The sequence below is a fragment of the uncultured Shimia sp. genome (assembly GCF_913054185.1).
GTDB lineage: Bacteria > Pseudomonadota > Alphaproteobacteria > Rhodobacterales > Rhodobacteraceae > Shimia.
Genome location: NZ_CAJXIV010000002.1, coordinates 1 through 25,245 on the forward strand (window position 1 = coordinate 1; position 25,245 = coordinate 25,245).

At 54.9% G+C, this 25,245-nt stretch carries 22 protein-coding genes; 10 read left to right on the top strand and 12 right to left on the bottom strand.

The genetic code is table 11. The features are described from left to right. Positions 1-153 precede the first annotated feature (153 nt). Genes sufB through QZ517_RS00620 form a run of 3 tightly spaced genes read right to left on the bottom strand, consistent with a single transcriptional unit; the run spans position 154 to position 3,212 of the window. On the bottom strand, positions 154-1,677 hold the full coding sequence (gene sufB, locus QZ517_RS00610) for a Fe-S cluster assembly protein SufB (RefSeq protein WP_294220357.1): 1,524 nt from the start codon (positions 1,675-1,677) through the stop codon (positions 154-156). A gap of 9 nt (positions 1,678-1,686) precedes the next feature. Further along, positions 1,687-2,739 carry a cysteine desulfurase family protein gene (locus QZ517_RS00615; protein ID WP_294220664.1) on the bottom strand — a complete coding sequence of 351 codons (1,053 nt, stop codon included), beginning with the start codon at positions 2,737-2,739 and terminating at the stop codon, positions 1,687-1,689. Continuing rightward, entirely contained in the window at positions 2,736-3,212 is a 477-nt protein-coding gene (locus tag QZ517_RS00620; RefSeq protein ID WP_294220360.1) for an Rrf2 family transcriptional regulator, read from the bottom strand. The genes QZ517_RS00615 and QZ517_RS00620 overlap by 4 nt, the downstream gene beginning before the upstream one ends. Positions 3,213-3,377: 165 nt before the next feature. On the opposite strand from QZ517_RS00620, the gene QZ517_RS00625 reads away from it, so the two are divergent. From QZ517_RS00625 to QZ517_RS00635, 3 genes are read left to right on the top strand one after another with little or no spacing between them, the layout of a single operon-like run. Next, a complete protein-coding gene (locus QZ517_RS00625) occupies positions 3,378-4,034 on the top strand; it encodes an alpha/beta hydrolase (RefSeq protein ID WP_294220364.1) in 657 nt (218 codons plus the stop codon). Continuing rightward, a complete protein-coding gene (locus QZ517_RS00630) occupies positions 4,034-4,279 on the top strand; it encodes a hypothetical protein (protein WP_294220367.1) in 246 nt (81 codons plus the stop codon). Before QZ517_RS00625 ends, QZ517_RS00630 begins: the two co-directional genes overlap by 1 nt. After that, positions 4,276-4,857 carry an HD domain-containing protein gene (locus tag QZ517_RS00635; protein ID WP_294220370.1) on the top strand — a complete coding sequence of 194 codons (582 nt, stop codon included), beginning with the start codon at positions 4,276-4,278 and terminating at the stop codon, positions 4,855-4,857. The genes QZ517_RS00630 and QZ517_RS00635 overlap by 4 nt, the downstream gene beginning before the upstream one ends. A 1-nt stretch (position 4,858) precedes the next feature. Here the strand turns inward: QZ517_RS00635 and QZ517_RS00640 are convergent, their stop codons facing one another. After that, positions 4,859-5,260, bottom strand: coding sequence for a hypothetical protein (locus QZ517_RS00640; protein ID WP_294220375.1), 402 nt, complete (start codon positions 5,258-5,260; stop codon positions 4,859-4,861). Between the two features lie 148 nt (positions 5,261-5,408). Next, on the bottom strand, positions 5,409-7,169 hold the full coding sequence (locus tag QZ517_RS00645) for a glycerophosphodiester phosphodiesterase (protein WP_294220378.1): 1,761 nt from the start codon (positions 7,167-7,169) through the stop codon (positions 5,409-5,411). A 285-nt stretch (positions 7,170-7,454) separates the two neighbouring features. Here QZ517_RS00645 and QZ517_RS00650 point away from each other — a divergent pair, with 285 nt between their 5' ends. The 5 genes from QZ517_RS00650 to QZ517_RS00670 all read left to right on the top strand — a co-directional run bounded on the left by QZ517_RS00650 (position 7,455) and on the right by QZ517_RS00670 (position 12,848). Next, the gene (locus QZ517_RS00650) at positions 7,455-8,669 is read left to right on the top strand and encodes an NADP-dependent isocitrate dehydrogenase (protein WP_294220384.1); all 1,215 of its coding nucleotides are present in this window, start codon (positions 7,455-7,457) and stop codon (positions 8,667-8,669) included. 139 nt (positions 8,670-8,808) lie between these two features. Continuing rightward, complete coding sequence (locus QZ517_RS00655) at positions 8,809-9,429, top strand: YitT family protein (RefSeq protein ID WP_294220388.1); 621 nt, start codon at positions 8,809-8,811, stop codon at positions 9,427-9,429. Between the two features lie 15 nt (positions 9,430-9,444). Beyond that, positions 9,445-9,780: an SMR family transporter gene (locus QZ517_RS00660; RefSeq protein WP_283427390.1), complete on the top strand. Its 336-nt coding sequence runs from the start codon at positions 9,445-9,447 to the stop codon at positions 9,778-9,780. A gap of 69 nt (positions 9,781-9,849) precedes the next feature. Beyond that, positions 9,850-11,670: a translational GTPase TypA gene (gene typA / locus QZ517_RS00665; protein WP_294220397.1), complete on the top strand. Its 1,821-nt coding sequence runs from the start codon at positions 9,850-9,852 to the stop codon at positions 11,668-11,670. A gap of 116 nt (positions 11,671-11,786) precedes the next feature. Continuing rightward, positions 11,787-12,848, top strand: a complete 1,062-nt coding sequence (locus QZ517_RS00670; protein ID WP_294220401.1) for a hypothetical protein — start codon at positions 11,787-11,789, stop codon at positions 12,846-12,848. Positions 12,849-12,852: 4 nt separating this feature from the next. Here QZ517_RS00670 and QZ517_RS00675 read toward each other — a convergent pair whose 3' ends face one another. The 5 genes from QZ517_RS00675 to recA form a co-directional block, all read right to left on the bottom strand. After that, positions 12,853-13,635, bottom strand: coding sequence for a class II glutamine amidotransferase (locus tag QZ517_RS00675; protein WP_294220404.1), 783 nt, complete (start codon positions 13,633-13,635; stop codon positions 12,853-12,855). Positions 13,636-13,845: 210 nt separating this feature from the next. Beyond that, entirely contained in the window at positions 13,846-14,133 is a 288-nt protein-coding gene (locus QZ517_RS00680) for a DUF1330 domain-containing protein (RefSeq protein ID WP_294220408.1), read from the bottom strand. 78 nt (positions 14,134-14,211) lie between these two features. Continuing rightward, positions 14,212-16,884, bottom strand: a complete 2,673-nt coding sequence (gene alaS, locus QZ517_RS00685) for an alanine--tRNA ligase (protein WP_294220413.1) — start codon at positions 16,882-16,884, stop codon at positions 14,212-14,214. Between the two features lie 132 nt (positions 16,885-17,016). After that, positions 17,017-17,394 (bottom strand): hypothetical protein, encoded by a 378-nt coding sequence (locus tag QZ517_RS00690; protein WP_294220415.1) that lies wholly within the window; start codon positions 17,392-17,394, stop codon positions 17,017-17,019. Positions 17,395-17,558: 164 nt separating this feature from the next. Continuing rightward, positions 17,559-18,632 (bottom strand): recombinase RecA, encoded by a 1,074-nt coding sequence (gene recA, locus QZ517_RS00695; RefSeq protein ID WP_294220418.1) that lies wholly within the window; start codon positions 18,630-18,632, stop codon positions 17,559-17,561. 195 nt (positions 18,633-18,827) lie between these two features. On the opposite strand from recA, the gene QZ517_RS00700 reads away from it, so the two are divergent. Beyond that, the gene (locus QZ517_RS00700; RefSeq protein ID WP_294220424.1) at positions 18,828-19,427 is read left to right on the top strand and encodes a sulfotransferase family 2 domain-containing protein; all 600 of its coding nucleotides are present in this window, start codon (positions 18,828-18,830) and stop codon (positions 19,425-19,427) included. Here QZ517_RS00700 and QZ517_RS00705 read toward each other — a convergent pair. Together QZ517_RS00705 and QZ517_RS00710 are read right to left on the bottom strand one after the other, a co-directional pair. Further along, positions 19,424-21,691, bottom strand: coding sequence for an ATP-binding protein (locus tag QZ517_RS00705; RefSeq protein WP_294220427.1), 2,268 nt, complete (start codon positions 21,689-21,691; stop codon positions 19,424-19,426). The genes QZ517_RS00700 and QZ517_RS00705 overlap by 4 nt on opposite strands. 132 nt (positions 21,692-21,823) lie before the next feature. Then, positions 21,824-22,972 (bottom strand): RsmB/NOP family class I SAM-dependent RNA methyltransferase, encoded by a 1,149-nt coding sequence (locus QZ517_RS00710; RefSeq protein ID WP_294220433.1) that lies wholly within the window; start codon positions 22,970-22,972, stop codon positions 21,824-21,826. A 281-nt stretch (positions 22,973-23,253) separates the two neighbouring features. Between QZ517_RS00710 and QZ517_RS00715 the strand changes: the two genes are divergently transcribed. Further along, positions 23,254-25,161 (top strand): methyl-accepting chemotaxis protein, encoded by a 1,908-nt coding sequence (locus tag QZ517_RS00715; RefSeq protein WP_294220436.1) that lies wholly within the window; start codon positions 23,254-23,256, stop codon positions 25,159-25,161. The last annotated feature ends 84 nt before the right edge of the window (positions 25,162-25,245 follow it).

Sequence of the window (25,245 nt, forward strand, 5' to 3'; positions counted from 1 at the left end):
GCCCAGCCACCCAGGATGCCGATCCCAACCCACAAAAATGGGATCGGGAACCCTTCAGCGGTGTTGAGATAGATCACTCCCAACATTCCGCCGATAGCCGGCATCACAAAAGGCAAGGCCGCAAGCAGCTTCTCGCGCAATGAAGTACTTTGATCAGCCAACAGACCCCTCCAAAGAAATAGCCACAAGCTGTTGCGCTTCCATGGCAAATTCCATTGGCAGCGCTTGCAGCACCTCCTTGGCAAAGCCATTCACGATCAACGCGACGGCCGCTTCTTCATCCATACCGCGCTGGCGGCAGTAGAACATCTGTTCATCATCCACCTTGGAAGTGGTTGCTTCGTGCTCCACACGAGACGAGTTGTTCTTCACCTCGATGTACGGCACCGTGTGCGCCCCACATTTGTCGCCAATTAGCAGGCTGTCACACTGTGTGTAATTTCGGCTGTTTTTGGCTTTTGGGTGCATCGAAACCTGACCACGATAAGTGTTCTGAGCCACACCGGCGCTGATGCCTTTGGAGACAATCCGCGACTTGGTGTTTTTACCCAGGTGGATCATTTTGGTGCCAGTGTCCGCCTGCTGGTGATGGTTTGTGATCGCGATCGAGTAGAACTCACCCTGCGCATCGTCACCACGCAAAATGCACGACGGATATTTCCATGTCACAGCTGATCCAGTTTCGACCTGTGTCCACATGATCTTGGCACGGTCACCACGACAGTCGGCGCGCTTGGTCACAAAGTTGTAGATCCCGCCTTTGCCGTTCTCATCCCCAGGGTACCAGTTCTGAACGGTGGAGTATTTCACCTCAGCGTCTTCTTCGATCACAATCTCAACCACAGCGGCGTGCAGTTGGCTGGTGTCACGCTGAGGCGCGGTACAGCCTTCAAGATACGAAACGTAGGAACCTTTGTCCGCGATGATCAAAGTCCGCTCAAACTGGCCAGTGTTTTCCGCGTTGATGCGGAAATACGTGGACAGCTCCATAGGGCAGCGCACGCCAGGCGGCACGTAAACAAACGACCCATCTGAGAACACAGCGCTGTTCAATGTGGCATAGAAGTTGTCCGACACAGGCACAACGGAGCCAAGGTATTTTTTTACCAACTCCGGATGCTCACGAATAGCTTCAGAAATCGAGCAGAAGATAACGCCCGCGTCTTTCAACTCATCTTGGAAGGTGGTGCCCAAAGACACCGAGTCAAACACCGCATCCACAGCAACTTTCCGGCCCTCGGCTGGCGCATTTTCCGCACCCTCAACACCGGCCAGAATCATCTGTTCTTTCAGCGGAATTCCCAGTTTTGCATAGGTGGCCAGAAGTTTGGGATCGACTTCATCCAAAGACTTCGGCTTCACCTCCATGCTCTTGGGGCGCGCATAGTAATATTGGTCCTGAAAATCCACTTCAGGATAATCCAACATCGCCCAATCCGGCTCTTCTTTGGTCAGCCAACGTTTGTACGCTTCCAACCGCCAGTCGGTCATCCATTCCGGCTCTTCGTTCTTTTCCGAAATCAGTCGGACAATGTCCTCGGTCAACCCTTTTGGGGCATAATCCATCTCAATTTCGGTTTCCCAACCATATTTGTATTTGCCGCCAACTTCGCGCACGGCATCTACGGTTTCCTGATCAACACCGTCTTTGACCTGGGTTTCCTCAACTACAGCCATGTGCGTCTCCTAATCTTTCTGTCGCGCCAAGGCGCGGTGTTTGTGCATCTGGGCCAGCCATTTGTCGGCAAAACCCATGACGTCCTGTTCGCTTGTGTGTGGCCCCAAGCTCACCCGTATTGCGCTTGCAGCCGTCATCTCATCAAATCCCATCGCGGTCAGCACCTTGCTAGCGCGCACCTTGCCTGAAGAACAGGCAGATCCAGCGGAAATCGCATAGCCGGCCAGATCCATTTGCATGACCTGCGTCTCACCCTTCCAGCCCGGCACCGCAACGGCCGTTGTGTTGGGAAGCCGCTTGGCCCCTTTGCCAACGATAATGGCGTCTGGCGCGTCTGCGGATAGCCTGTCTTCCAGCAAATCGCGCAGCTCTGCAACCCGATCCCAAACGCCATCGGCCAATTCTTGCACCGCGACTTTGGCCGCTGCCGCAAAACCCGCGGCCCCAATCACATTCTCGGTACCAGCGCGCCGGCCCATTTCTTGACCGCCGCCGAGTAATTGTGCGGGCACTTCAGTACCTCGCTTGACCACAAGAGCCCCAATCCCTTTGGGGCCACCAAGTTTATGTGCGGAAATCAGCGCCATGTGCGCGCCTGTCCAATTAAAGGCCAGAGGCAACTTGCCAAAGGCTTGTGTCATATCGCTGACGGCCACGCCGTCAGGCAAGTTTTGCACAACTCCTGTTTCGGAGTTTGCGAGTTGTACACAGCTTGCGCTTGGATCGTGAACCGCCACGGAACCCTGCTCATCAACGAGCAAATCATTTAGCGTCCAGGCGTTGACCGCATCATGTTCAATGCCCGCCGCATGCAAGTTACGCCCCGACAGGGCCAAAGCCGCAGACTCAGTTGCACTGCTGGTAAAAATCACATCCGCGCCATCCGCCCCAAAAGCCGAGGCAATATCGCCGCGTGCTCTCTCTAGGATAGCTTTGGCCTTCCGCCCTTCGGAATGTACCGACGACGGATTCCCATAGACCTCCATGGCGGCAATCATCGCCTCCCGCGCTTCAGCGCGCAGTGGCGTTGTTGCGTTATGATCCAAATAAGTACGCATCAGGCGTTTTCGTCCGCCATTTCATCAACAACGGAAAACAGTGTTGGAACCGCAGGACACGGCGCCAGCTCGTTCTCGACAATATCCGACAGACGGGTTTGGTGCAGAAACACATACACATGCGCTGACAGCCCTTCCCAGAGTCGGTTCGCCATCGATTGCGCCCGAGAGCCACAAGAGCCTCCGCTGGCCCCTGCCCCCGTGTGCAAGGCTGAAACCGTCTCATCCACAGCTGCCAGAATATCGGCCACTCGAATCTCGGACTTTGAACGCGCCAAACGGTATCCGCCACCAGGCCCGCGAACAGACGTAACAAGCTCAGCCCGACGTAACTTCACAAAAAGCTGCTCCAAATAAGGCAGCGAAATATCCTGTCGTTTGGAGATTTCGCTCAAGCTCACGAGATCTTCGGGTGGTTGAAGTGCAATATCCGCCAAAGCAACCACCGCATAACGGCCTTTTGTCGACAGTTTCATGTAGCACCCCTTCGAATTGATTGACCTCAGCCATGCATATGCTTAAGTCGCTAGGACCGGAACGGCTTGTTTTTGAACCGTTCAACTATTTAGAAGCGTTCTAAGGTGACAGAGCAAATTCGTCAAGAATTCGTTCATACCTTTTCAGGGAGAAAAGCGACAAATATGCCAGAGGTGATTTTTCCGGGACCAGAAGGCCGCCTCGAAGGCCGCTATCATCCACAAAAAGAAAAAGATGCGCCAATCGCGATTGTGCTGCATCCGCACCCGCAGTTTGGCGGCACCATGAACAATAAGGTTGTCTACAACCTGCACTATGCCTTCTACAATATGGGCTTTACTGTGCTTCGGTTCAACTTCCGTGGCGTTGGCCGGTCTCAGGGTGAATATGATCAAGGTGTTGGCGAGCTGTCTGATGCGGCGTCGGCGCTGGACTACCTGCAATCGATGAACACCAATTCCAAGCACTGCTGGGTGGCTGGGTTCTCTTTTGGGGCATGGATCGGCATGCAACTCCTGATGAGACGACCAGAGATCACCGGGTTCATTTCAATTGCCCCACCAGCCAACATGTATGATTTCTCGTTCCTTGCGCCTTGCCCAAGCTCTGGCTTGATTTTGAACGGCACGGCGGATCGCGTTGCACCGCCTGCGGACACCCACACGCTTGTGAACAAATTGCACGAGCAAAAGGGCATCACCATTACGCATACTGAGATCGATGGCGCGGGGCATTTCTTTGAGACCGACGACTACATGGATCAGATGACGGGCAACGTCACCAACTACGTGAAACGCCGCCTGACGGAGAGCAGCCGCTAATGAGCGCACTGGACACGCTGGCATCCAAACTTGCCGATGACACAATCAAAGCCCAGAAAGAACTGGGTGATGAGCGTCTCTTCATGGAGGTAAGTGCGGTGCTTGGCGCGTCCTCTCAGTCGCTTGAAGAAGCGTATCTGATGGAAGTGCGTGTGCGCATGTCCGAAGAAAAAGGCCGGGCCTTTCTCATCAACAAAGTGAAAGCCGCCCGAGCCGCAGCAGCGAAGACAGAAACACCCAAATGAGCGACCGCCTCTCCGCCCAACTCGCCTTCTTGACCGAAGCCGACAAGTTGAAATCTGTCTACCGCGCCACCAATGTTCTGGATGGCCACCGCAAAGAAGACAGTGGCGGCCACAGTTGGCACATTGCGCTTTACGCGATGATCCTGTCGGAACATGCCAACACAAACATCAACATCGACCGTGTGATCCGCATGCTGCTGATCCACGATCTGGTTGAAATTGATGTGGGTGACAGTCCAATACACGGCGATCACGATATCGCTGCGATGGAAGCTGCGGAAAGCGCCGCGGCAGACCGAATCTTTGGTCTATTGCCAACAGATCAAGCCAGCGTGCTGCGCGCGTTGTGGGACGAGTTTGAAGCGGCCGAAAGCGATGACGCCGTGTTTGCCAAAAGCATTGATCGGGTTCAGCCAGTGATTGGCAACCTTGAAACCAATGGCGGCACTTGGCCCGAGTACAACGTGACCAAGCAACAGCTTGAAGACCGTGTGGGCTGGAAAGTTGCTAAAGGCGCCCCTGCGATTTGGGACCACTTAAAAACCCGCATCGCCAAATGGTTTTCCGAAAACGGTTAAATTAAAAACACTGAGGCCAGCCATATCCCCAACGCCACGGCAGACCTGAACAGGGCAACCCCCCTACGCGCACGGCATCATACATGCGGTCCGCCACAAAATAGATCGCGGCAGTGACATCTTCCGGCGTACTATCAAATTGTTGCGCCAACACGGCGGCCTGACCATCTGCCACGCCCTGCACGCACATTCTCAGATCCTTATCTGCCTTTAGACGCGCTCGAAAACCAGCTTCCGCGTCAGGCACTTCACCCCCCAGGTGATACGCTCTGTCATGCACTACACAGCAGTCATGCCAGGGCGCTTCATGCGCAAACACACGCGCGAACCAAGGGAACGTGCGGGCCAAACTACCCCATGCCGCAGACATGCCGCCAGAACAGCCATCCGTTGTGAAAGGCACCAAAGCGGTTGAGTCCTCCGCACGAAGTACCTGCAGTCGGCTGTGCCGCCAAACCTCCACCTTGGAAGAAAACCCCAATTCTCCATCTGAACTCTGAGAATTAACCGGCTCACTTAAAACAATAATCACGGAGAGAAATGCGATGAGCTTACTGCACGTCATCTTCGCCTCGATGTGGCACATCCAGCCCAATCCGCCCCGCCAATCCAAGCACCAGCCGCTCAACGCCTGTCAACGTCTTGCGATCAGCCAACACCTGCCGGGCCAGCGCAGGTTCATCAGTGATCAGTCCATCCACCCCGTAAGACAACATGCCCGACATCGACAACGCGTCATTCACGGTCCACACATAGACCTCCTTGCCAACATCCTGTGAACCACGCACCAGCTGGCGCGACATGGTTGCACTGTTCACCGCCAGAAAGTCGACATCCAGATCCCACATGTTTCCAAGTGATGCCGAGGCCAAAAGCCCGACATTCCAGTTCGGACGCAATTCGCGCATCTTGGCCACCGCATTCGCCTTCAGCGACATGATCTTAACCTGATCCACCATGTCAGCAGCTTCCACGATGTCGATCACCCGTTGCTCAAGGTCTTCGTCATGGCCGTAGTATTTGAGCTCAATGACCACGCCGGACTTATCCTTGGTTGCCAGCAGCACCTCTTCCAACGTGGCCGTACGCTCTGAGGCAAACGCTGGCTCAAACCAGCTGCCAATGTCGATTGCGTCCAGATCCGCCAAAGTGGCGTCCCAGATTTTCAATGGGTTTCCAGCCACTTTCATAAAGTCGCTGTCATGCACCACAACCACTGCGCCATCCGCGGTTTCTTGTACATCGATCTCCACCCAGTCGGCTTGGTCCTCAACGGCACGGGTTACCGCGGCCATCGTGTTTTCCGGCGCCGCGCCAGATGCACCTCGGTGCGCGATCACCGCAACCGGTCGATCCTGATCAACCTTCATCAGCTCCGCAACACCAAAGCCGCCAAGCAAAGTGACAACAGCCGCCACAGCCACCACGCCCCCCAAAAACGCCTTAGGCAACTCTCGTTTTTGACCGGCATTGGGCCAGTCTGCGAACCCCATAAAGGCCACAGCCAGGGCACCGGTGGTCAGAGATGTGAGGATCAGGTTGAGAAGCGCCCACAATGCTGCCGACAGCAGCAGAAACGCGGCCAGCCCCTTGAGCCCAAACGGCACAAAATGCAGGCCAATCTGAATAATCACGCCAACAACAAACAAGGCTGCGCCACCGACCACGGCGCCTAGCGCCGCCCAGATTGCCAATCTCCCAAGGAATTCTACGCGCCGACCCGCCATGCGCGCCTGACTCTCACGTAAGGCCTCCCCTGCCCGACGATTGTCAAATACCACCAGCGGCAATGCCAGAACCCAGCCCAGTGTCCGCCACATCACCAAAGCCGCCATAAACGCCAACGCAATGCCGCAAACCACCACGGTTTGCACAAATTCCGGCGGATGAAAGCTGAGGTAATAGTTGATGTCGTAATCCGTCATCCAGCTGACAAAAGCCAAACCGCAGACCGCGAGAAAGGGCAAACACATAGCCAGAAGCCGCAGGCAAAACTGCACGGCCAACCCAAGCACCGCTGGTGCACGCGGGAGCACCAGCGCCACTCCGTCCAAAAACCCGTGCGTCTTTCCTTCTCGGTCGCGCAATGCAACCGCCATCATGAAAGACACGTCCAGCGTCAGAAGAACCAAGGCCAGTCCGGCGATCAGCACTCCCGCCACAAACCCAACTGGAGAAAGCAAAAACAAAGCGATGTCAAAATCGGCCAAGGCTGGTTGGCCTGAAAATTTCAACGCCAAGTGTACCGTGCCGGCCATTAGTGGCGCAAAAGCCGCCGCCAGCAAAATGTTGAACACCAGATGGGATTGCACAAAGGGCACTCTCAGATGCCACGCCACCCTAAAACACCGTACCACCTCTGACACTGCTTGCTTCACATCATCACTCCAACACCCGTTTAACGTGATCCTACCTCTGTCCCCTGCCGCGGTCGAGAGGTGGTGGAATTTTGTGAAATGCAATTGTCATGCTAGGTTTCGCGCAACAATAGTTCGCGCCCGATACAAATTGTATACAATCGCATACAAAGCCTTCCCAAAGCGGTTAAACTTCCTTACGACGGGCGACAAATACGACTCGGTTCACAGGAGACCCCCATGACCAAAATCAAAGTGGAAAATCCCATCGTCGAGATGGACGGCGATGAAATGACACGCATCATTTGGCAGTTCATCAAAGACAAATTGATGCTGCCTTACTTGGACCTCGATCTGCTGTATTATGATCTGGGCATCGAAGAGCGGGACCGCACCGAAGACCAAATCACCATTGATGCCGCCGAGAAGACCAAAGAAGTTGGCGTTGCAATCAAATGCGCCACCATCACACCCGATGAGCAGCGCGTCGAAGAATTTGGCCTCAAGAAAATGTGGCGCTCGCCCAACGGCACGATCCGTAACATCCTTGGTGGTGTGGTGTTCCGCCAGCCAATCATCTGCCGCAACGTACCGCGCCTTGTGCCAGGCTGGACCTCCCCCATTGTAGTGGGGCGTCACGCCTTTGGTGATCAGTATAAAGCCACCGATTTCACCTTCCCTGGCGCTGGCAAGCTGACCATGAAGTTTATCGGCGAAGATGGCACCGTGATTGAGAAAGAGGTCTACGACGCGCCGTCCGCTGGCGTGTATCAGGCGATGTACAACCTCGACAGCTCAATCATCGACTTCGCGCGCGCCTCTCTGAATTACGGCCTCAACCTCGGCTGGCCGGTGTACCTCTCGACTAAAAACACCATCTTGAAAGCTTATGACGGCCGCTTCAAAGATCTGTTCCAAAAGGTCTATGAGGAAGAATTTGCCGAGAAGTTCAAGGCAGCTGGCATCTGGTACGAGCACCGCCTGATCGACGATATGGTTGCCTGCGCCATGAAATGGAACGGTAAATTTGTTTGGGCATGTAAAAACTACGACGGTGACGTGCAATCTGACACCGTGGCTCAGGGTTTCGGTTCCCTTGGCCTGATGACCTCACAGCTGATGACCCCGGACGGAAAAATTGTCGAGGCCGAGGCCGCGCACGGCACAGTGACTCGTCACTATCGCCAGCACCAGAAAGGCGAAGCCACCTCCACCAACTCGATCGCCTCGATCTACGCATGGACTGGCGGGCTGAAGCACCGCGCAAAACTGGACAACAACATTGCCCTGCGCGCCTTTGCAGAAACACTGGAGCGGGTGATCATCGACACCGTTGAAAGCGGGCACATGACCAAAGACCTGGCGCTTCTTGTCGGGCCTAATCAAGGTTGGATGACCACCATGGGCTTCCTCGAAAAGATCGATGAAAACCTCAACAAAGCCCTCGCAGGCTGATCGCTGAGACAAAATGCCCTAAGGCGCACCCGCTGCGCCTTAGGATGCCCTTTACCCTCGCCCGGTAGACCCCAACTGCATAGCGGCCTTGCGCCGCACCCCCTAGACAGTCGCACTGCGCTGCGGCAAATCCGGTGCCATGGTAAGTTTTATTGAATCCCCAAGCCCTGAAAAACACAGCCCTTTTGATGATATTCAAGGGCTTGTTGTTGGCACCCTGCTGGTTGCACTGTCGGTACAGTTTCTACAGGCGGTTGGGCTCTTTACTGGCCAGATTGCCGGCCTGTCTTTGGTCGCGGCCAAGGCCACCGGGCTGACGTTTGGTGCGCTCTTTTTTGTCCTGAACCTGCCATTTTACATCATTGCTTACCTGCGCATGGGTTGGTTCTTCACGCTCAAGACCTTTGCCGCTGTGGGCCTTTTGACGCTCTGGACCTTCTTGCTCCCGCAAGTTTTTGAAATCGCCACGGTGCACCCACTGGTTGGTGCAGTGCTCGCGGGTGTAACCGCTGGCGCAGGTTTGATTGTTCTCTTCAGACATGGCGCCACTTTGGGTGGCGTTGGCATTGTGGCGGTTTGGCTGCAAGACACCAAAGGCATCAAGGCCGGCTGGGTCCAACTTGGCTTTGACGTGCTGGTCTTTGGCCTCGCAGTGTCGTTTTTTGACCTCAACGCGGTCGCCTTCTCGCTGATTGGCGCCGCAGTAACCAATATCATGATCGCAACAAATCACCGTCGCGATCGCTACATCGCGCGCTAACCGTCAGGGACGCGCATGCCCAAAGCCTATTTAATCCTCTTGGTTGCCGTTGTGTTTGAAACCATCGGCACCGCAGCGCTGCAGGCCAGCCAGCAATTCACCAAACCCATCCCCTCAATTATTGTGGTCATTGGCTACGGACTCGCCTTCTATATGATGGCACTGACCCTCAAGGTTCTGCCGGTTGGGATCACCTACGCGGTTTGGTCTGGGCTAGGTATCATCTCCATCTCAATCATAGCTTATTTTGCCTTTGGGCAAAAACTCGACTTGGCGGCAATTCTTGGCATGGGGCTGATTGTTGCGGGTATTCTCGTGATAAACCTGTTTTCTAAGACCGCTGTGCATTAAGGTACACAAAGGGCTGGCCTTTTGCTGCGACCCGCGATAGGGCGAGCGCGAACAGGAAAGGCTGCCCTTATGGATCTTCGCAACATCGCCATCATCGCCCACGTTGACCACGGCAAAACCACACTCGTGGATGAGCTGCTGAAACAGTCGGGCGCATTCCGGGAAAACCAGGAAGTGGCCGAGCGCGCCATGGACAGCGACGCGCTGGAGCGTGAGCGTGGCATCACCATCTTTGCCAAGCCCACCAGCGTTGAGTGGAAGGGCACACGCATCAACATCGTGGACACCCCTGGCCACGCCGATTTTGGCGGCGAAGTGGAACGTATCCTCTCCATGGTTGACGGCGTAGTGCTGCTGGTAGACGCGGCGGAAGGCCCAATGCCACAAACCAAATTTGTGACCTCCAAGGCGCTGGCTCTCGGCCTACGCCCAATTGTTGTTCTCAACAAAGTTGACAAACCCGACGCCGAGCCAGATCGCGCGTTGGATGAATGCTTTGACCTCTTTGCCTCCCTTGACGCAAACGATGATCAGCTCGAATTCCCACACATGTACGCCTCTGGCCGCAACGGCTGGGCAGACGCTGAACTGGACGGGCCACGCAAAGACCTGCACGCGCTGTTCAACTTGATTGTGAACCACGTGCCAGAGCCCAAGCAGGTTCACAAACAAGAAGACGACTTCCGCATGCTGGCCACAACTTTGGGTTCTGACCCATTTGTTGGCCGCATTCTGACGGGTCGCGTTGAATCTGGTACGCTGAAAGTGGGCGCAACTGTACAGGCGCTGTCCCGCATTGGTCAAAAGATCGAACAATTCCGGGTGACCAAGATTCAGGCATTCCGTGGCCTGGCCCAACAGGACATCGAAGAAGCCCAAGCTGGTGACATCGTTTCTCTGGCCGGTATGACAAAAGCCACTGTGGCTGACACCATTTGCGCGCTGGCGGTTGAAGATGCGCTCGAAGCGCAGCCGATCGATCCGCCAACTATCACAGTGACCTTTGGCATCAACGACAGCCCGCTGGCTGGCCGTGACGGCAAGAAAGTTCAGTCGCGGGTCATTCGTGATCGTTTGATGAAAGAAGCTGAATCAAACGTGGCGATCAAAATCGCGGACACTCCCGGCGGCGAAGCTTTTGAAGTTTCCGGTCGCGGCGAACTGCAGATGGGCGTTCTGATCGAGAACATGCGCCGCGAAGGCTTTGAGCTGTCGATTTCTCGCCCGCAAGTGATCATGCGTGAAGAAGACGGCCAGACTGTCGAACCTGTTGAAGAAGCCACAATCGACGTGGACGACGAATACTCCGGCGCTGTGATCGAAAAAATCACAGGCTCTCGTAAAGGCGAATTGGTCGAAATGCGCCCAGCGGGTGCTGGCAAGACCCGTATTATCGCGCATGTGCCGTCCCGTGGCCTGATTGGCTACCACGGCGAATTCCTCACCGACACTCGTGGCACCGGTGTTCTAAACCGGGTCTTCCACGGCTGGACGCCCTACAAAGGCACCATCGCTGGCCGTCGGTCCGGCGTTCTGATCTCGATGGAAAACGGCTCCTCCGTAGCCTTTGCACTGTGGAACCTCGAAGATCGCGGCAAAATGATGATTGGCGCTCAGGCTGATGTCTACACCGGCATGATCATTGGCGAGCATAGCCGTGAGAACGACCTTGAAGTGAACCCACTGAAAGGCAAGAAACTCACCAACGTCCGTGCATCGGGCACCGACGAAGCAGTTCGCCTGACAACGCCGATGACGTTGTCGTTGGAAGAAGCCATCGCCTACATCAACGATGACGAGCTGGTCGAGGTAACACCTAGCAACGTGCGTCTGCGCAAACGCTATTTGGACCCACATGAGCGTAAGCGCATGTCCAAGAAGATTGGCTAAATGATTGATGAAACGCCGGGGTCCTGCCCCGGCGTTTTTCTTTTTGACAAATGACTTGAGAAGATCGCGAAAGTATTTGAAGTTCGGGCCATAGGATTTTCACATTCCAAGGCGCCATGTTCAAAAAATTGTTCTCAGCAGTATCCGCCTGCCTTCTGCTTCTTTTCGGCGGCGCATTGCACGCTCAAAGTGGTGGGTTCGGCACCTTCAGCAGCACCGATACGCTTGTCAAACGTACGTCACCGCAACAAGTTGGCGTTGGCATCACAATCGACCAAATCACCTTTGTGGATCAACAAGCGGAAAACTTCGGGGTTGTCGGCACCCTCTTCCTTAAGGCGGATTACCCTCAATTTGCCTTTGATTCTGCGGCGCATGGCAGTGACGTCAAAACCTACAGCAACGAAGCATTCCGAAAACTTTTGAACGATGCCGGTGCGCAACCGCCCTACTTTATCTTTCGCAATCAACAAGGTCGCCGCTTCACTCAGCAGGTGTCGATCTTGCTGAAAGACACAGGTGAAGCCACGTATGCAGAACGCTTCACAGCTACCCTGCAAGCGCCCCACTTCAACTTCAAGCGATACCCCTTTGATACTCAGGAATTTTTTATTGAAGTGTCATCAATGCTCCCGCTGAAGTTTGTCGAGTTCTATCCGTTGGAAGAACAAACTGGTATGGGGGATCTACTTGGTGAAGAGGAATGGATCCTCTCAAACTCTTCCATAGAACGTCGCTCAGTGGAAGGCATCGGAGGTGCTGAGACCACCATGGTGGCGCTGCGCTTCGAGGGCAAACGACATGTACAATACTACGTACTGCGTATCCTGTTGCCACTGCTCATCATCCTGTTTGTGAGCTGGGCCACCTTTTTTCTGGAAGAATACCGTCGTCGCATCGACATGGCCTCAGCCAACCTCCTGGTTTTTGTGGCTTTCAACTTTGCGATTTCGACAATGCTGCCCAAGCTCGGCTACCTAACCTTCATGGACTCGCTGTTGGTGGGCATGTTCCTCATCACCGGCTCCACGGTTCTGATAAACATTGCTCTTCGACGCTTAAAAACTTCTGGCCGCGAAGACCTCGCCCGCAAAATCGACGGATATCTCGTGATCTGGATTTTCCCAATCCTGCACGCGATCTTCCTATTCTGGGCGGTGAAGTTTTTCCTCATTTGAGCCGTCAACTCAATGGGCGAAACGGTTCAATCTCAAAACTGCCGTTTTTGTGGAATCGACAGAACGACCCCGCCGGGATTTCTTCCCACCCCTCTTCCGCCTCAACCAGCGGTTCACTCACCACCGCACGACCACTCCGGCTGTCGCTGGCGCGGTGATACACAGTTGGCGCCCGATTATCTGAGGCATATCGCACCGCATACAGGGTTTCCCCATCGCTGAACGCCGCCGCCAAGCGCATGTGAGGGGTTGTGCCCCGCTCCCGGCTCATGCGCTCAAGGATTCCAACCGCAATCTGAAGCGACTCTTTTGGGTGCTCTTCCATGCCTTCCATCAGGCCCAACAAAAACAACACCTCACTGTCCGTCGCGCCCTTGCGCTCGGGATAGAGTTCATCAGAGATCAACATATCCGCGCGACGCCGAAAGGTCTCAAACCCGCCAACTTGCCCGTTGTGCATGAACGACCAACGCCCCACCGCAAATGGATGGCAATTGTTTCGGCTCGTAGCAGTGCCTGTAGAGGCTCGCACATGAGCCAGAAACAGGCTCGACTCCACTTGTGCGGTCAACGATTTCAAGTTGGGATCGGACCAAGCCGGTAGAATATCGCGGTACAGCCCCGGTTCCGACCGATTTCCGTACCACGCCAGACCAACACCGTCGCCATTGGTCTGCGTCTTACACTCTGTGGCTTGCATGCTTTGCTGGATCAACGAATGATCTGGCCGCGTCACAACATCTTCGAGGAAACAAGGTTCCCCAACATAAGCAGCCCAACGACACATCAGAGTTTTCTCCTTACTTCCGAATCCTGACAAAAAGATGCGGGATAACGGTTCTCGCGCATACATACGCGAGAACTCGAAAGGATAAAAGCGCAAGCAAACGCTCCACGTCGGGAATTTTTCCTAGAAATGGTGCGTGTCAGGACCAAAATCCCTCAACAAGTGCGCCGCGACGACACTTTGTTCTCACACCCAAGAAGTCCGAATGACTCAGTCGTTGGTTTCGACCACCATCAACTCGCGCTCTGACGCACCGCGCGCATGGTTAAGCGCCTCTTGGTACTCCGGGCTGTGATAGCAGGCGACCGCCGTGTCGACATCTGGGAATTTTGCCACCACATTGCGTGGCCGCTCTTTGCCCTCCAGCTGCACAAACCGGCCACCACGGGCAATAAACTCGCCGCCGTGTTTGGCAATCGCGGGGCCTGCAAGCTCCGCGTATTTCCCATAAGCATCCGCGTCAGTCACGGTCACATGTGCAATCCAAAGTGCGCCCATCTGGCTCTCCAATCCAATAGTCCTGCTCGACACTCTACGGGAAACGTCGGACAGGCCAAGAGAATTTTGACCAAATGGTCAGCCTGTGATCACCGCTTCCGCCGCTGCAAAAGCTTCTTCGGACTTGGAAGCATCTTTGGCGCCACCTTGGGCCAAATCCGGACGACCACCGCCGCCTTTGCCCCCCATTGGTCCAACTGCCGCGCGGACCAGGTCCACGGCGCTCAGATCACCTTTCAGATCATCCGTCACACCGGCAGCCACGGCCACTTTTCCGCCGGCATCTGCCACCAAAAGCACCGCGCCACTTTCCAAGCGTGCCTTGTGTTCGTCGATCAACGGAGGCAGATCTTTACCGGACACACCCGAGAGCACTTGCGCAAAGAACTTCACACCGTTGATCTCTTTGGCTTCCAGGCCAGCTCCCTGACCATTTCCACCAGACATCGCCAGCTCACGACGCAGCGTCGCAACCTCGTTTTGCAGCGCTTTGCGCTCGTCAAGCAGCGCTTTCACGCGATCTACGATGTCCCCAGGTTGCGCCTTCAATGTGCCAGCCACTTCGGCCACCCGCTTGGCTTCCCGCGCCAGATGTTCAAACGCCACCTCACCCGTCAACGCCTCAATCCGACGAACACCAGCTGAGGACGCGCTGTCCGACAACAGCACAAACACACCAATATCGCCGGTCTGTTTGACGTGCGTGCCGCCACAAAGTTCGATCGAATAGGTGTCGCCATTCTGGCCTTTGCCAGTGTTGGCCCGGCCCATGGAGACAACACGCACCTCATCGCCGTATTTTTCCCCAAACAGCGCCTGCGCACCGATGCCGCGGGCGTCATCCGGTGTCATCACACGGGTTTCCACCGGCGTGTTCTGACGGATGTAGGCGTTCACGTCCAAGCCAACCTGGGTCAGCTCTTCCGGGCTCAATGCTCTGTTGTGGCTGAAATCAAACCGCAAACGATCATCCGCATTCAGCGAGCCACGCTGAGCGACATGATCGCCAAGCGCCTCGCGTAGCGCTTCATGCAGCAGGTGTGTCGCTGAGTGATTGGCCCGAATCGACGAACGGCGACTGTTGTCGACGATCATCGCCACCGGATCGCCTTTGGAGATTGTCCCACGCGAAACCAGGACCTTATGCGCAATCAACTTGCCGTCAGCAAACTTCTGAACTTCCGACACTTTGGCCATCTCGTCGCGGTTTTCCAGCCGCTCCACCAAACCGTGGTCCGCAACTTGGCCGCCGCTCTCGGCATAGAATGGCGTCTGGTTCATCACCAACCAGCCTTCTTCACCTTCTGCCAGCGCCTCAACCAGTGCGCCATCTTTCATAACTGCTTGGATTTGCCCCTCGGCAGTCTCGGTATCATACCCGAGGAACTCAGACGCCCCATTTTCATCTGCAACGTCAAACCAAACCGCGTTTTCAGCGGTGTCACCGGAGCCCTTGTGGGCCGCCCGCGCCTTGGCTTTTTGTTCTGCCATAGCGGCATCAAAGCCGTCGGTATCCACTTCGCGGCCTTTTTCGCGCAGCGCATCCTGGGTCAGGTCCAGCGGAAAGCCAAAGGTGTCATACAATTTGAACGCCGAGGCTCCATCCAACGGTGCGCCGTCTTCCAAACCATCCAGCTCATCGTCCAACAGCTTCAAACCACGGTCCAGCGTCTGTTTGAATTTGGTTTCTTCCTGCTTCAGCGTCTCTTCAATCAAAGCCTGCGCTTGCCCAAGCTCTGGATACGCCTGCCCCATCTGCTGCACCAGCGAGGGTACAAGCTGATGCATTACAGGGTCTTTGGCACCCAACAGGTGCGCATGTCGCATCGCACGACGCATGATCCGGCGCAAAACATAGCCGCGTCCATCATTGGAAGGCATAACCCCGTCCGCCATCAGGAAGGATGTGGAGCGCAAATGGTCAGCAATCACGCGGTGATGCACGTTCTGCTCCCCATAAGGATCAGTCGACGTCACATGGGCCGAAGACTCGATCAACGCTTTGAACAAATCGGTGTCGTAGTTGTCATGGCTGCCCTGCAGCAATGCGCCAATCCGCTCCAGCCCCATGCCGGTGTCGATTGACTGCATGTCCAGTGCTTTCATCGAGCCATCTTCGAACTGCTCATTCTGCATGAACACCACGTTCCAGATCTCGATGAACCGGTCGCCATCTTCTTCAGGTGAGCCAGGAGGGCCACCCCAGATATGCTCGCCATGGTCGTAGAAAATCTCGGTGCACGGACCACATGGTCCAGTTGGACCCATTTGCCAGAAGTTGTCAGAGGTCGCGATACGGATGATCCGCTCCTCTGGAACACCGATTTTCTTCCAGATATCATAGGCTTCATCGTCAGTATGGTAGACCGTCACGTAAAGACGCTTTGGATCGATGCCAAATTCTTTGGTAATCAGGTTCCACGCAAACGGAATAGCCTCTTCTTTGAAATAATTGCCAAAGGAGAAGTTGCCGAGCATCTCAAAAAACGTGTGGTGACGTGCCGTGTAACCCACATTGTCCAGATCGTTGTGTTTGCCGCCGGCCCGCACACATTTCTGCGATGTGGTTGCACGCTGGTAATCCCGTTTTTCCACCCCAGTGAAGAGGTTTTTGAACTGCACCATGCCTGAATTTACAAACATAAGTGTCGGGTCATTGCGTGGCACCAGCGGGCTGGAGTCCACAATCTCATGACCTTGTTTGGCAAAGTAGTTCAGAAAGGTCGACCGGATGTCGTTTAGGCTGGCCATGAGCAGATCTCTTAACGTGGGTTTCGGTATTCAAGCGGGTGTATAACCCCCGCGCCTGCCTGTCCACATGGCATTGCGCCCAACTTAGTGCGACAAGTGCCAAACGCCCCACCTTACCTAATCATCAGCGCCTCACACCTTGCGCAAGATATCTCCGGCCTGAATCACACCATCTTGCTCAACGCTGCAGAGAACACCACGTAACCGCAGCGACCGATGCTCCGGTTTCCTGATCCACTCATAAGCCGCCTGCCCGTACCGGACCTTCCACTTCACACAAGCGTCGTTGAAGACCTCTGACACCTGCAAAACAGCGGTGCCAACTGTCAATATCTGACCAGTTGGTAAGTTTCCGTCCGACATATCGAGGTCCGCTGTAAAAGTATCGCCAGGATGCAGCGCGTCCTCATTTGGTGCCCACACCAAATCCAGCACACGCTGCGGAATGATGCACACTTGAATGCCTGGATGAGGCGCACCGACTTCAGTACGCAGCCAAGGCTGCGTCATCCATCGTTCTCCAGGAATGCCTTGGGCCGCTGTCAAAGTGATCTTATCCACAAACCGTCGGGCATTGCGCTCCGGACGTAGGCACAAATGCGAAATGGCCGCCCTATCTTTTGGGGCGGCCAAAACATGCGGTAAGATCCGCATCAATTCTTCAGAGGACGGGATCAATCCTCTAATAACTCTTCGTCACCTTTCGGCATATCAAAGTCCAGCCCATGCGCAGCGCGGATTTTGTCCTCGATCTCCAGCGCCATACGGGTGTTTTCCTTCAGGAACGCCGAGGCATTTGCGCGACCTTGCCCAATCCGCTCGTCGCCATAACTGAACCAGCTGCCAGATTTCTCAACCACGCCGGCTTTTGCACCTAAGTCGAGCAATTCGCCCATCTTGGAGATGCCTTCGCCATACATGATGTCAAACTCCACTTGCTTGAACGGTGGCGCCACTTTATTTTTTACAACCTTCACGCGCGTTGCGTTGCCCACAATTTCATCGCGATCTTTCACCGAGCCAATACGGCGGATATCCAGCCGAACGGAGCTGTAGAACTTCAACGCATTACCGCCCGTCGTGGTTTCTGGCGATCCAAACATCACACCAATCTTCATCCGGATTTGGTTGATGAAGATCACCATACATTTGGACCGCGCAATCGACCCAGTCAATTTGCGCATCGCTTGGCTCATTAGGCGCGCCTGAACCCCAAGGTTACTATCACCCATGTCGCCTTCAAGTTCGGACTTCGGTGTCAATGCTGCAACCGAATCGACCACAACCATGTTCACCGCACCAGAGCGCACCAATGTGTCAGTGATTTCCAACGCCTGCTCCCCGGTGTCTGGCTGCGAAATCAGCAGTTCATCCAGGTTCACGCCCAGCTTCTTGGCATACAGTGGGTCCAATGCGTGTTCCGCATCCACAAACGCGCAAACGCCACCTTTTTTCTGCTCTTCCGCAATACAATGCAGAGTCAGCGTGGTTTTACCGGAACTCTCTGGTCCATAAATCTCGATGATCCGCCCTTTGGGCAAACCACCAATTCCCAGCGCGATGTCCAAACCCAAAGAGCCGGTCGAGGTTGACTCGATCTCTTGCGCAGGGTTGTCCGCGCCCAGTTTCATAATCGAGCCCTTACCAAACTGCCGCTCAATTTGCGCCAGCGCGCTGTCCAGCGCTTTCTGTTTGTCGGGGGATGAGGATTTCTTGGTGGTCATTGTCAAAAGATCTGCCGTTGCCATTTGCTTGGTTCCTTATTCCACACCCGCGCGCGGGCGGCAATCACTGCCTGTGTTCACCTCTTGTTCTAAAAACTTATGAGATCAAAAGGAGAACAAATCAAGAGAAAAGAATAGGAACATTTTCCATCCCCTTTGGTTAAGAACTGGTTTACAAACTTAAGGCAACTTGTCTTTCATTTACTCAAGGCCATGCAAATGCTTGTTTTCTGGAAACAAAAACTTGTGTTCCTGTCTGTCCCAAAGACCGGCACAACAGCCATTGAGGAGGCTTTGGCCCCCTCTGCAGACATGGTGATTTCCAATCCACCAGAGCTCAAACACGCTCCGGTTTACCGCTACAATCGCTTTTTCCGTCCCATGTTTGAACGCGCCTGTAAAACTGATGATCTGGAACTGATGGCCGTTATGCGCGAACCGGTCAGCTGGCTGGCCAGTTGGTACCGCTACCGACGTCGCGATTTTATGCGTGGGCATGCAAACTCAACCGAGAACGTGAGCTTTGAAGAGTTTGTCCAAGAATACATGAAAGGTGACAAGAAAGCGGCCTTTGCCAATGTTGGCAGCCAAGCCAAATTTCTAGAGCCGCGCCCCAATGGAGTGAAAGTGGATCACTTATTCCGCTATGAGGATCAACCTCAATTAATCGCGTTTTTGGAAGATCGTTTGCAACAAAAGGTCCAATTGCAACGCCGAAACAGCTCCCCCCCTATGCCACTCGATCTGCCAAACGCCACCATGCAAAAGCTGCGCAAAAAATGCGCAGCGGAATTTGAGCTTTACGAGAGTCTGACTTAGGAGTTTGAGATCCGCGCCTGAACTGCTTCTGTGAGGTCGCTGAGGGAAAACGGCTTCGGCAAGAAACTGGAATTTTCAATGCGCGCCTGATCGTCAGAGAAACTATCTTCCGCATAACCGGAGACAAAAATCACCGGCACATTTGGATACTCCTCACGCGCCTGGCGCACCCAGCTTGGCCCATCCATGCCAGGCATAATCACATCACTGACAAATACATCAATGGTTGGGTGATCCATCTCCAGAACTTCCAGAGCCTCTTCTCCCGACGCGGCTTCAAGCACGGTGAAGCCCCGCATTTTCAACGCACGTGTCGCAAAAGACCGCACTGGTGCCTCGTCCTCGACAAGCAAGACAACCCCGCTGTGCTGGACTTCTGGCAAGTCTGGGCGCTTGCCAAGCTCAGGTGCCGCCACCTGCTCTGCTGCGGCACCATGCGCAGGAAACATCAACGTGAAGGTGGTGCCCACTCCCTCCGTGCTGTCGACAAAAATGTAGCCGCCGGTCTGCTTCACGATGCCATACGCCGTGCTCAGGCCAAGCCCGGTGCCTTCACCTGTCTTTTTGGTGGTGAAAAAGGGCTCAAATACTTTCTGGAGCTTGTCACGCGCGATGCCGATGCCCTGATCTGCCACCGTGACCGACACGTAATTGCCAACTGGCACAACCACCCGGTCACGCTCCAACGCCTCGCTGAGCTCAACACCCTCAGTTGTCACTCGGATTTCGCCGCCATCCGGCATGGCATCCCGCGCGTTCACAACCAAGTTCATCAGCACCTGCTCCAACTGCCGCTTGTCTGCGCGGATCGCGGGCAGCACCGGATCATTGTTCAATGTCAATGTCACCCGCTCCCCAACCAATCGGTTCAGCAAATGGGTCAAGTCCGCCAACGTATTGCGCAGGTCCAACACTTCCGGGCGCAGGTTCTGCTTTCGGGAGAACGCCAACAACTGCCCAACCAGCGCTGCGGCACGATTGGCGTTCTGATTGATCTGAATAAGGTCCGCGTAGTCCGCATCCCCTTGGTCGTGTCGCAGCAACAAAAGGTCACAATGCCCTGAAATTGCTGTCAAAAGATTGTTGAAATCGTGTGCCACACCACCGGCCAACTGGCCAATTGCCTGCATCTTTTGGCTTTGCACAAATTGCGCTTCCAGAGACTTGAGCTCGGTGGCGTCACTTAGCACGGCAATCAAAGAGGTCTCGCCACCTTCGATCACGCGATTCAGACTGACTTGCACAATCACATCTTTGTCGTCTCGCTTAAGGCGCAAGAATTCCGATTGATTGACCGTTTTCCCCTGCGCGGCTTCCATCAGCCAATCCACAATTGAACGTCCCAGACCCTCCATGAGGTCGCCGATAATGGTTTTCGGTGAAACCTCCATATTGATCAACGCCCGTGCAGCGCGGTTGGCCAACAGCACGTCACCGGAGGGGGTCACTTTCAAAAGGGCAACCGGCAGCTCGTCAAACTGCACCGCCCCATCGCGCATCACCGGTACTTCAGTGGGCAGCAAGTAGACCTCACGCCGCCCGGCCGTGGCCTCAAATTCCGCGACCAAACATTGCTGCTCTCCGTTTGAGGTATGCACCACAGTTGCACTGCGCAGATCTTGCACATCAGGACCAAACACATCCGCGAGCGTTTTCTTGCGCTCGCCAAGCAAGTGACGGGCTGCTGGATTCATAAACAAAACCGTCCCAGACCGTCCGACAGTCAGCATAGGTAACCGCGGCGCCCCACCGGCATGCTGCGCATCCGCAACGGGATTAGATTTCTGGATGTTCCACAGCAGTACGCCGTATTCCAAACTTGTTACGGACAGCCGCATCATCGCATCACGCAGAGACAGCTCTTCTTCGCATTTTCCCTCTGCAAGGCTGCTCGCAATCATGTCGCGCACCTTGCCTTCGGGGTCCAAAACCTGATCCGACAACGCTTCAATCATGGTGTCGCGCGCGCCCAAACCCGCATCCATCGCAGCCTTATTGGCGTAGATCACCTGCCCCTCAGGGTTGGACACAAAGGCCTGATCGGTCGCCTCGTCAAACATCCGGCGCAGCAGGGATACCGCCCGCATTTGCGCGGCCTTTCGGCGCAAAGACACCATCAAACTCACAGCGCTGCCCAGGCCCAGAAGCCCGCTGGCAAACACCATCGCTATGCGCATCGGGCCTGGTTGCAAAAGAACAGCCGTCACCACCATGACCAAAGCGGCCAAGGCGAGGATGCCGGCATGATGTGGTGAGTCACCCATATGACGGGGGGAAGGCCCCTTGGCCTTTGTCGAATTGGACACGTCTGCACCTATTCTTTTACGTCTTCGTTAATATGCGTCAAATTATCTTAAACACGCATTAACGAAGACAGAAGAAAAAGCGTAAGCCCTCTATTTTTTACGCAAAATTGCCCCAAAGAATCCGTCGCCACCTTCAGAGAGGGCGAATTGACGCTGCCATTGCACCGCCCATTCCGGGAATTTTCCTACAAACCGATCAATCTGAGCGGTGTTTTCGGCACTCAAAACGGAACAGGTCGCATAAACCAAAACCCCACCTGGCGCGACCAACTCTTTGGCTTGATCCAGAATATCTGCCTGTGTGACCTCCAGTTGCGCCAAATCGTCCTCTGTGAACCGCCATTTGGCGTCCGGGGCCCGTCGCCAGGTTCCGCTACCGGAACAGGGCACGTCACATAGCACCATCTCATACGGCGCAGACGCCGATGGGTCCTCCACAATCTGCACAGCCACACCAGCGCGTTTGGCACGGGCCGGCAGGTCCGCCATTCGATGTACCAAAGCATCATAAGCAAAAAATGTGGCATCAGCACGCCCAGCCATTGCCAGAGTTTTGCCGCCTCCACCTGCGCAATAGTCCAGAACTTTCAAACCCTGCTCCAGTGGCAACTGCGCCACCAACGCCTGACTGGAGGCATCCTGTAGCTCGACCATCCCATCTAGATATGCGGCGTTCAGCTTAATCCGCCGCGCGCCTGCGGTCACTTCCAGCGCAGTGTCCACCAAGTCCATTGGCTTTGCTTCAATGCCATCTTGCAACAGGGCAGCCTGTGCCTCGGCACGGGTCGCCTTGCGCGGATTGACCCGCAGGATAACTGGCGCGCGGCCCCGCAACGCCTCATGAGTTGCCTCAAACGCTGCACCAAGACTGGCGCGCATGGGGTCCTGCAACCACTCCGGCAGATCAAGCGGCATGTCGCCATCAGGTGATGTGGCTTCTCGTTCGGTCAGCGGAGCTGGTCCATATCCTTCGCCGCTGAAAACCATATCCAAATCCGCGCCATCCTGACGCAAAACACCAATCATCACACCACGCCCTGTCAAATCCCCACCAACAAATGCGGCGGAGTTTCTTCGGCGCAGCGCATCAAATACGTGATCCCGCACAGCCGCCCGGTCTTTGGAGCCCGCAAACCGGCTGCGCCGCGCCCATCCCGTCAACGCTTTTTCCGCCGGCGTTCCCTCCAAGATGTCATCGAGAATCTCTATCGCTGCTTGTACGCGCGCTGCTGGTGTCATGTGCCGCCTCTTTCCAATTTGATCGGGCGCACCATGGTATTTTTTTTGCGGCCGCCCGTCAGCGTTGCTCTACATCATGGCGTGCTGTGATCGCAACTGTTCGCAGCCCGCTTAAATTTTGAGCACAAATCAATCATAGAGATACCGTGGGTCATTCAAAGTACCGCATCGCGCGTGAAATGCATTTGGACCTTTAATTTAAGGACGTGTCATAAGGCTTCGTTAAACTTGCCACCGCTAGTCCATCACGTGAAACCTCAACAATCAGAGAGTCGACTGCGATGCCAGCCCTCCTCACAAAACTGTCTACACGGATCAGTGCCATCGCCGTTGTGGCTCTTGCACTGGCCATAGTTCTCACCCTTTTGCTGCAAAACCACATGCGCAACACGGTTGAAACCATGTACAATAAGAAGCTTCTGGAAATCACCGAAACGGCAACCAGCCTGCTCGCAAATCTGGAAAAAGGTGTGCAAGAGGGCAAGTACAGCCCTGAAGAAGCCCGCACGCTGGGTCGCGAACAACTGGAATCTCTCAATTATGGTGACTCCGGCTACCTTTTTGCCTTTGACACCAACTACGTGATGACAGCGCACCCACATCGCCCGCAGTGGATCGGACACAGTCAGGAAAGCTTGGAAGACCCAAACGGCCTGATGATTTTCCAGGAAATGCGCAAGATTGCCATGGAAAATGGCAGCGGCACGCTGATCTATCACTTCCAAAAACCCGACAGCGATCTGCAAGAGGCCAAAATTGGCTTTGCCTACCACTATAAACCGTGGAACTGGATTGTCGGAACCGGTGCGTATCTGTCTGACATCGAAGCGGAAATGGCAAAAATTCGCAACAAGGCGTTAACCATTCTGGGGGGCATTCTTGTTGTCCTGTCTTTGGTCGCCTTTTTCATCATCCGCAGCGTCACCGGCCCATTGGACAGCTTGCGCAAGCGCATGGCAGATTTGGCTGAGGGGGACACAAACGCAGACATCCCATTCACCCAAACCCAGAATGAGTTGGGGGACATGGCCCGCACTCTGGATGTGTTCCGCGCCGCGCTGGTGCGCCAACGTGAGTTGGAAGAAAGCCAGAAACAAGCCGCAGCCGCTCAATCCGAAGTGGTGGAAACCCTATCTGATCACCTCGCGAACCTTTCAAACGGTGATTTGGCTTCTAAAATTGCCGTCGTTTTCCCAGCTGAATACGAAAAGCTTCGCACAGATTTCAACGCCTCGATTACAAATCTCAGCAGCACAGTCACTGATGTGGTCGACTCTTCCAAATCGATTCACAGCGGTGCGACTGAAATCAGCCAGGCTTCGGATGATCTGTCCAAACGGACAGAGAGTCAGGCCGCCACGTTGGAGGAAACCGCAGCGGCGCTGGATGATCTGACCCGCTCCGTAAAGGCCGCAGCAGATGGCGCACGTGATGTGGAAGGCACTATGCAGACCGCAAAAACCGAGGCTGAGGAAAGTGGCGAAGTGGTGCGCAATGCCGTTTCCGCGATGACCGAGATCGAGCAAAGCTCGGCGCATATCTCACAAATTATCTCAGTGATTGACGACATCGCCTTCCAAACCAATCTGCTTGCGCTGAATGCAGGCGTAGAAGCCGCCCGTGCCGGCGACGCAGGTCGGGGGTTTGCGGTTGTGGCTTCTGAAGTGCGCAAATTGGCGCACAGCTCTTCTGAAGCTGCCAATGAAATCAAGGCGCTCATCGAGAAATCATCGGAGCAAGTGGACCGTGGTGTGAGCCTTGTGGGGCAAACCGGCGATGCCCTGAGCACAATTGTCGATCGTGTGGTGCATATCTCCGGCATGGTCTCAGCTATTGCTGATGGCGCGACGGAACAATCCCAAAGCCTTGCTGAGATCAACGCCGGTGTGATGCAGTTGGATCAGGTGACGCAGAAAAACGCGGCCATGGTCGAAGAATCCACCGCAGCGACGCATTTACTCAAGTCCGATGCCGTAGGCCTCGCAAAAATGGTTGGTCACTTCAATTTGGATGCCAGTGCCAAATCAGCCAAACCCAAGCCTGCAGCAAAGGTAACTGAGGCGGACTGGCAGGCGGACAAAAAAGCGGATCAACCAAAGCCAAGAGCAAAGAAAACGGCGCCAGCTCCTGCAGCGAGAAGCTTCAGCACCAATGGCAATGCCGCTGAAGAAACCTGGACAGACTTTTAAGCCACGTTTCGAAAATCAAAAAGAAAGGGCTGAACCCGCCAAGGTTCAGCCCTTTCTCGTTAAAGAATGCATACCCCTAAAGGC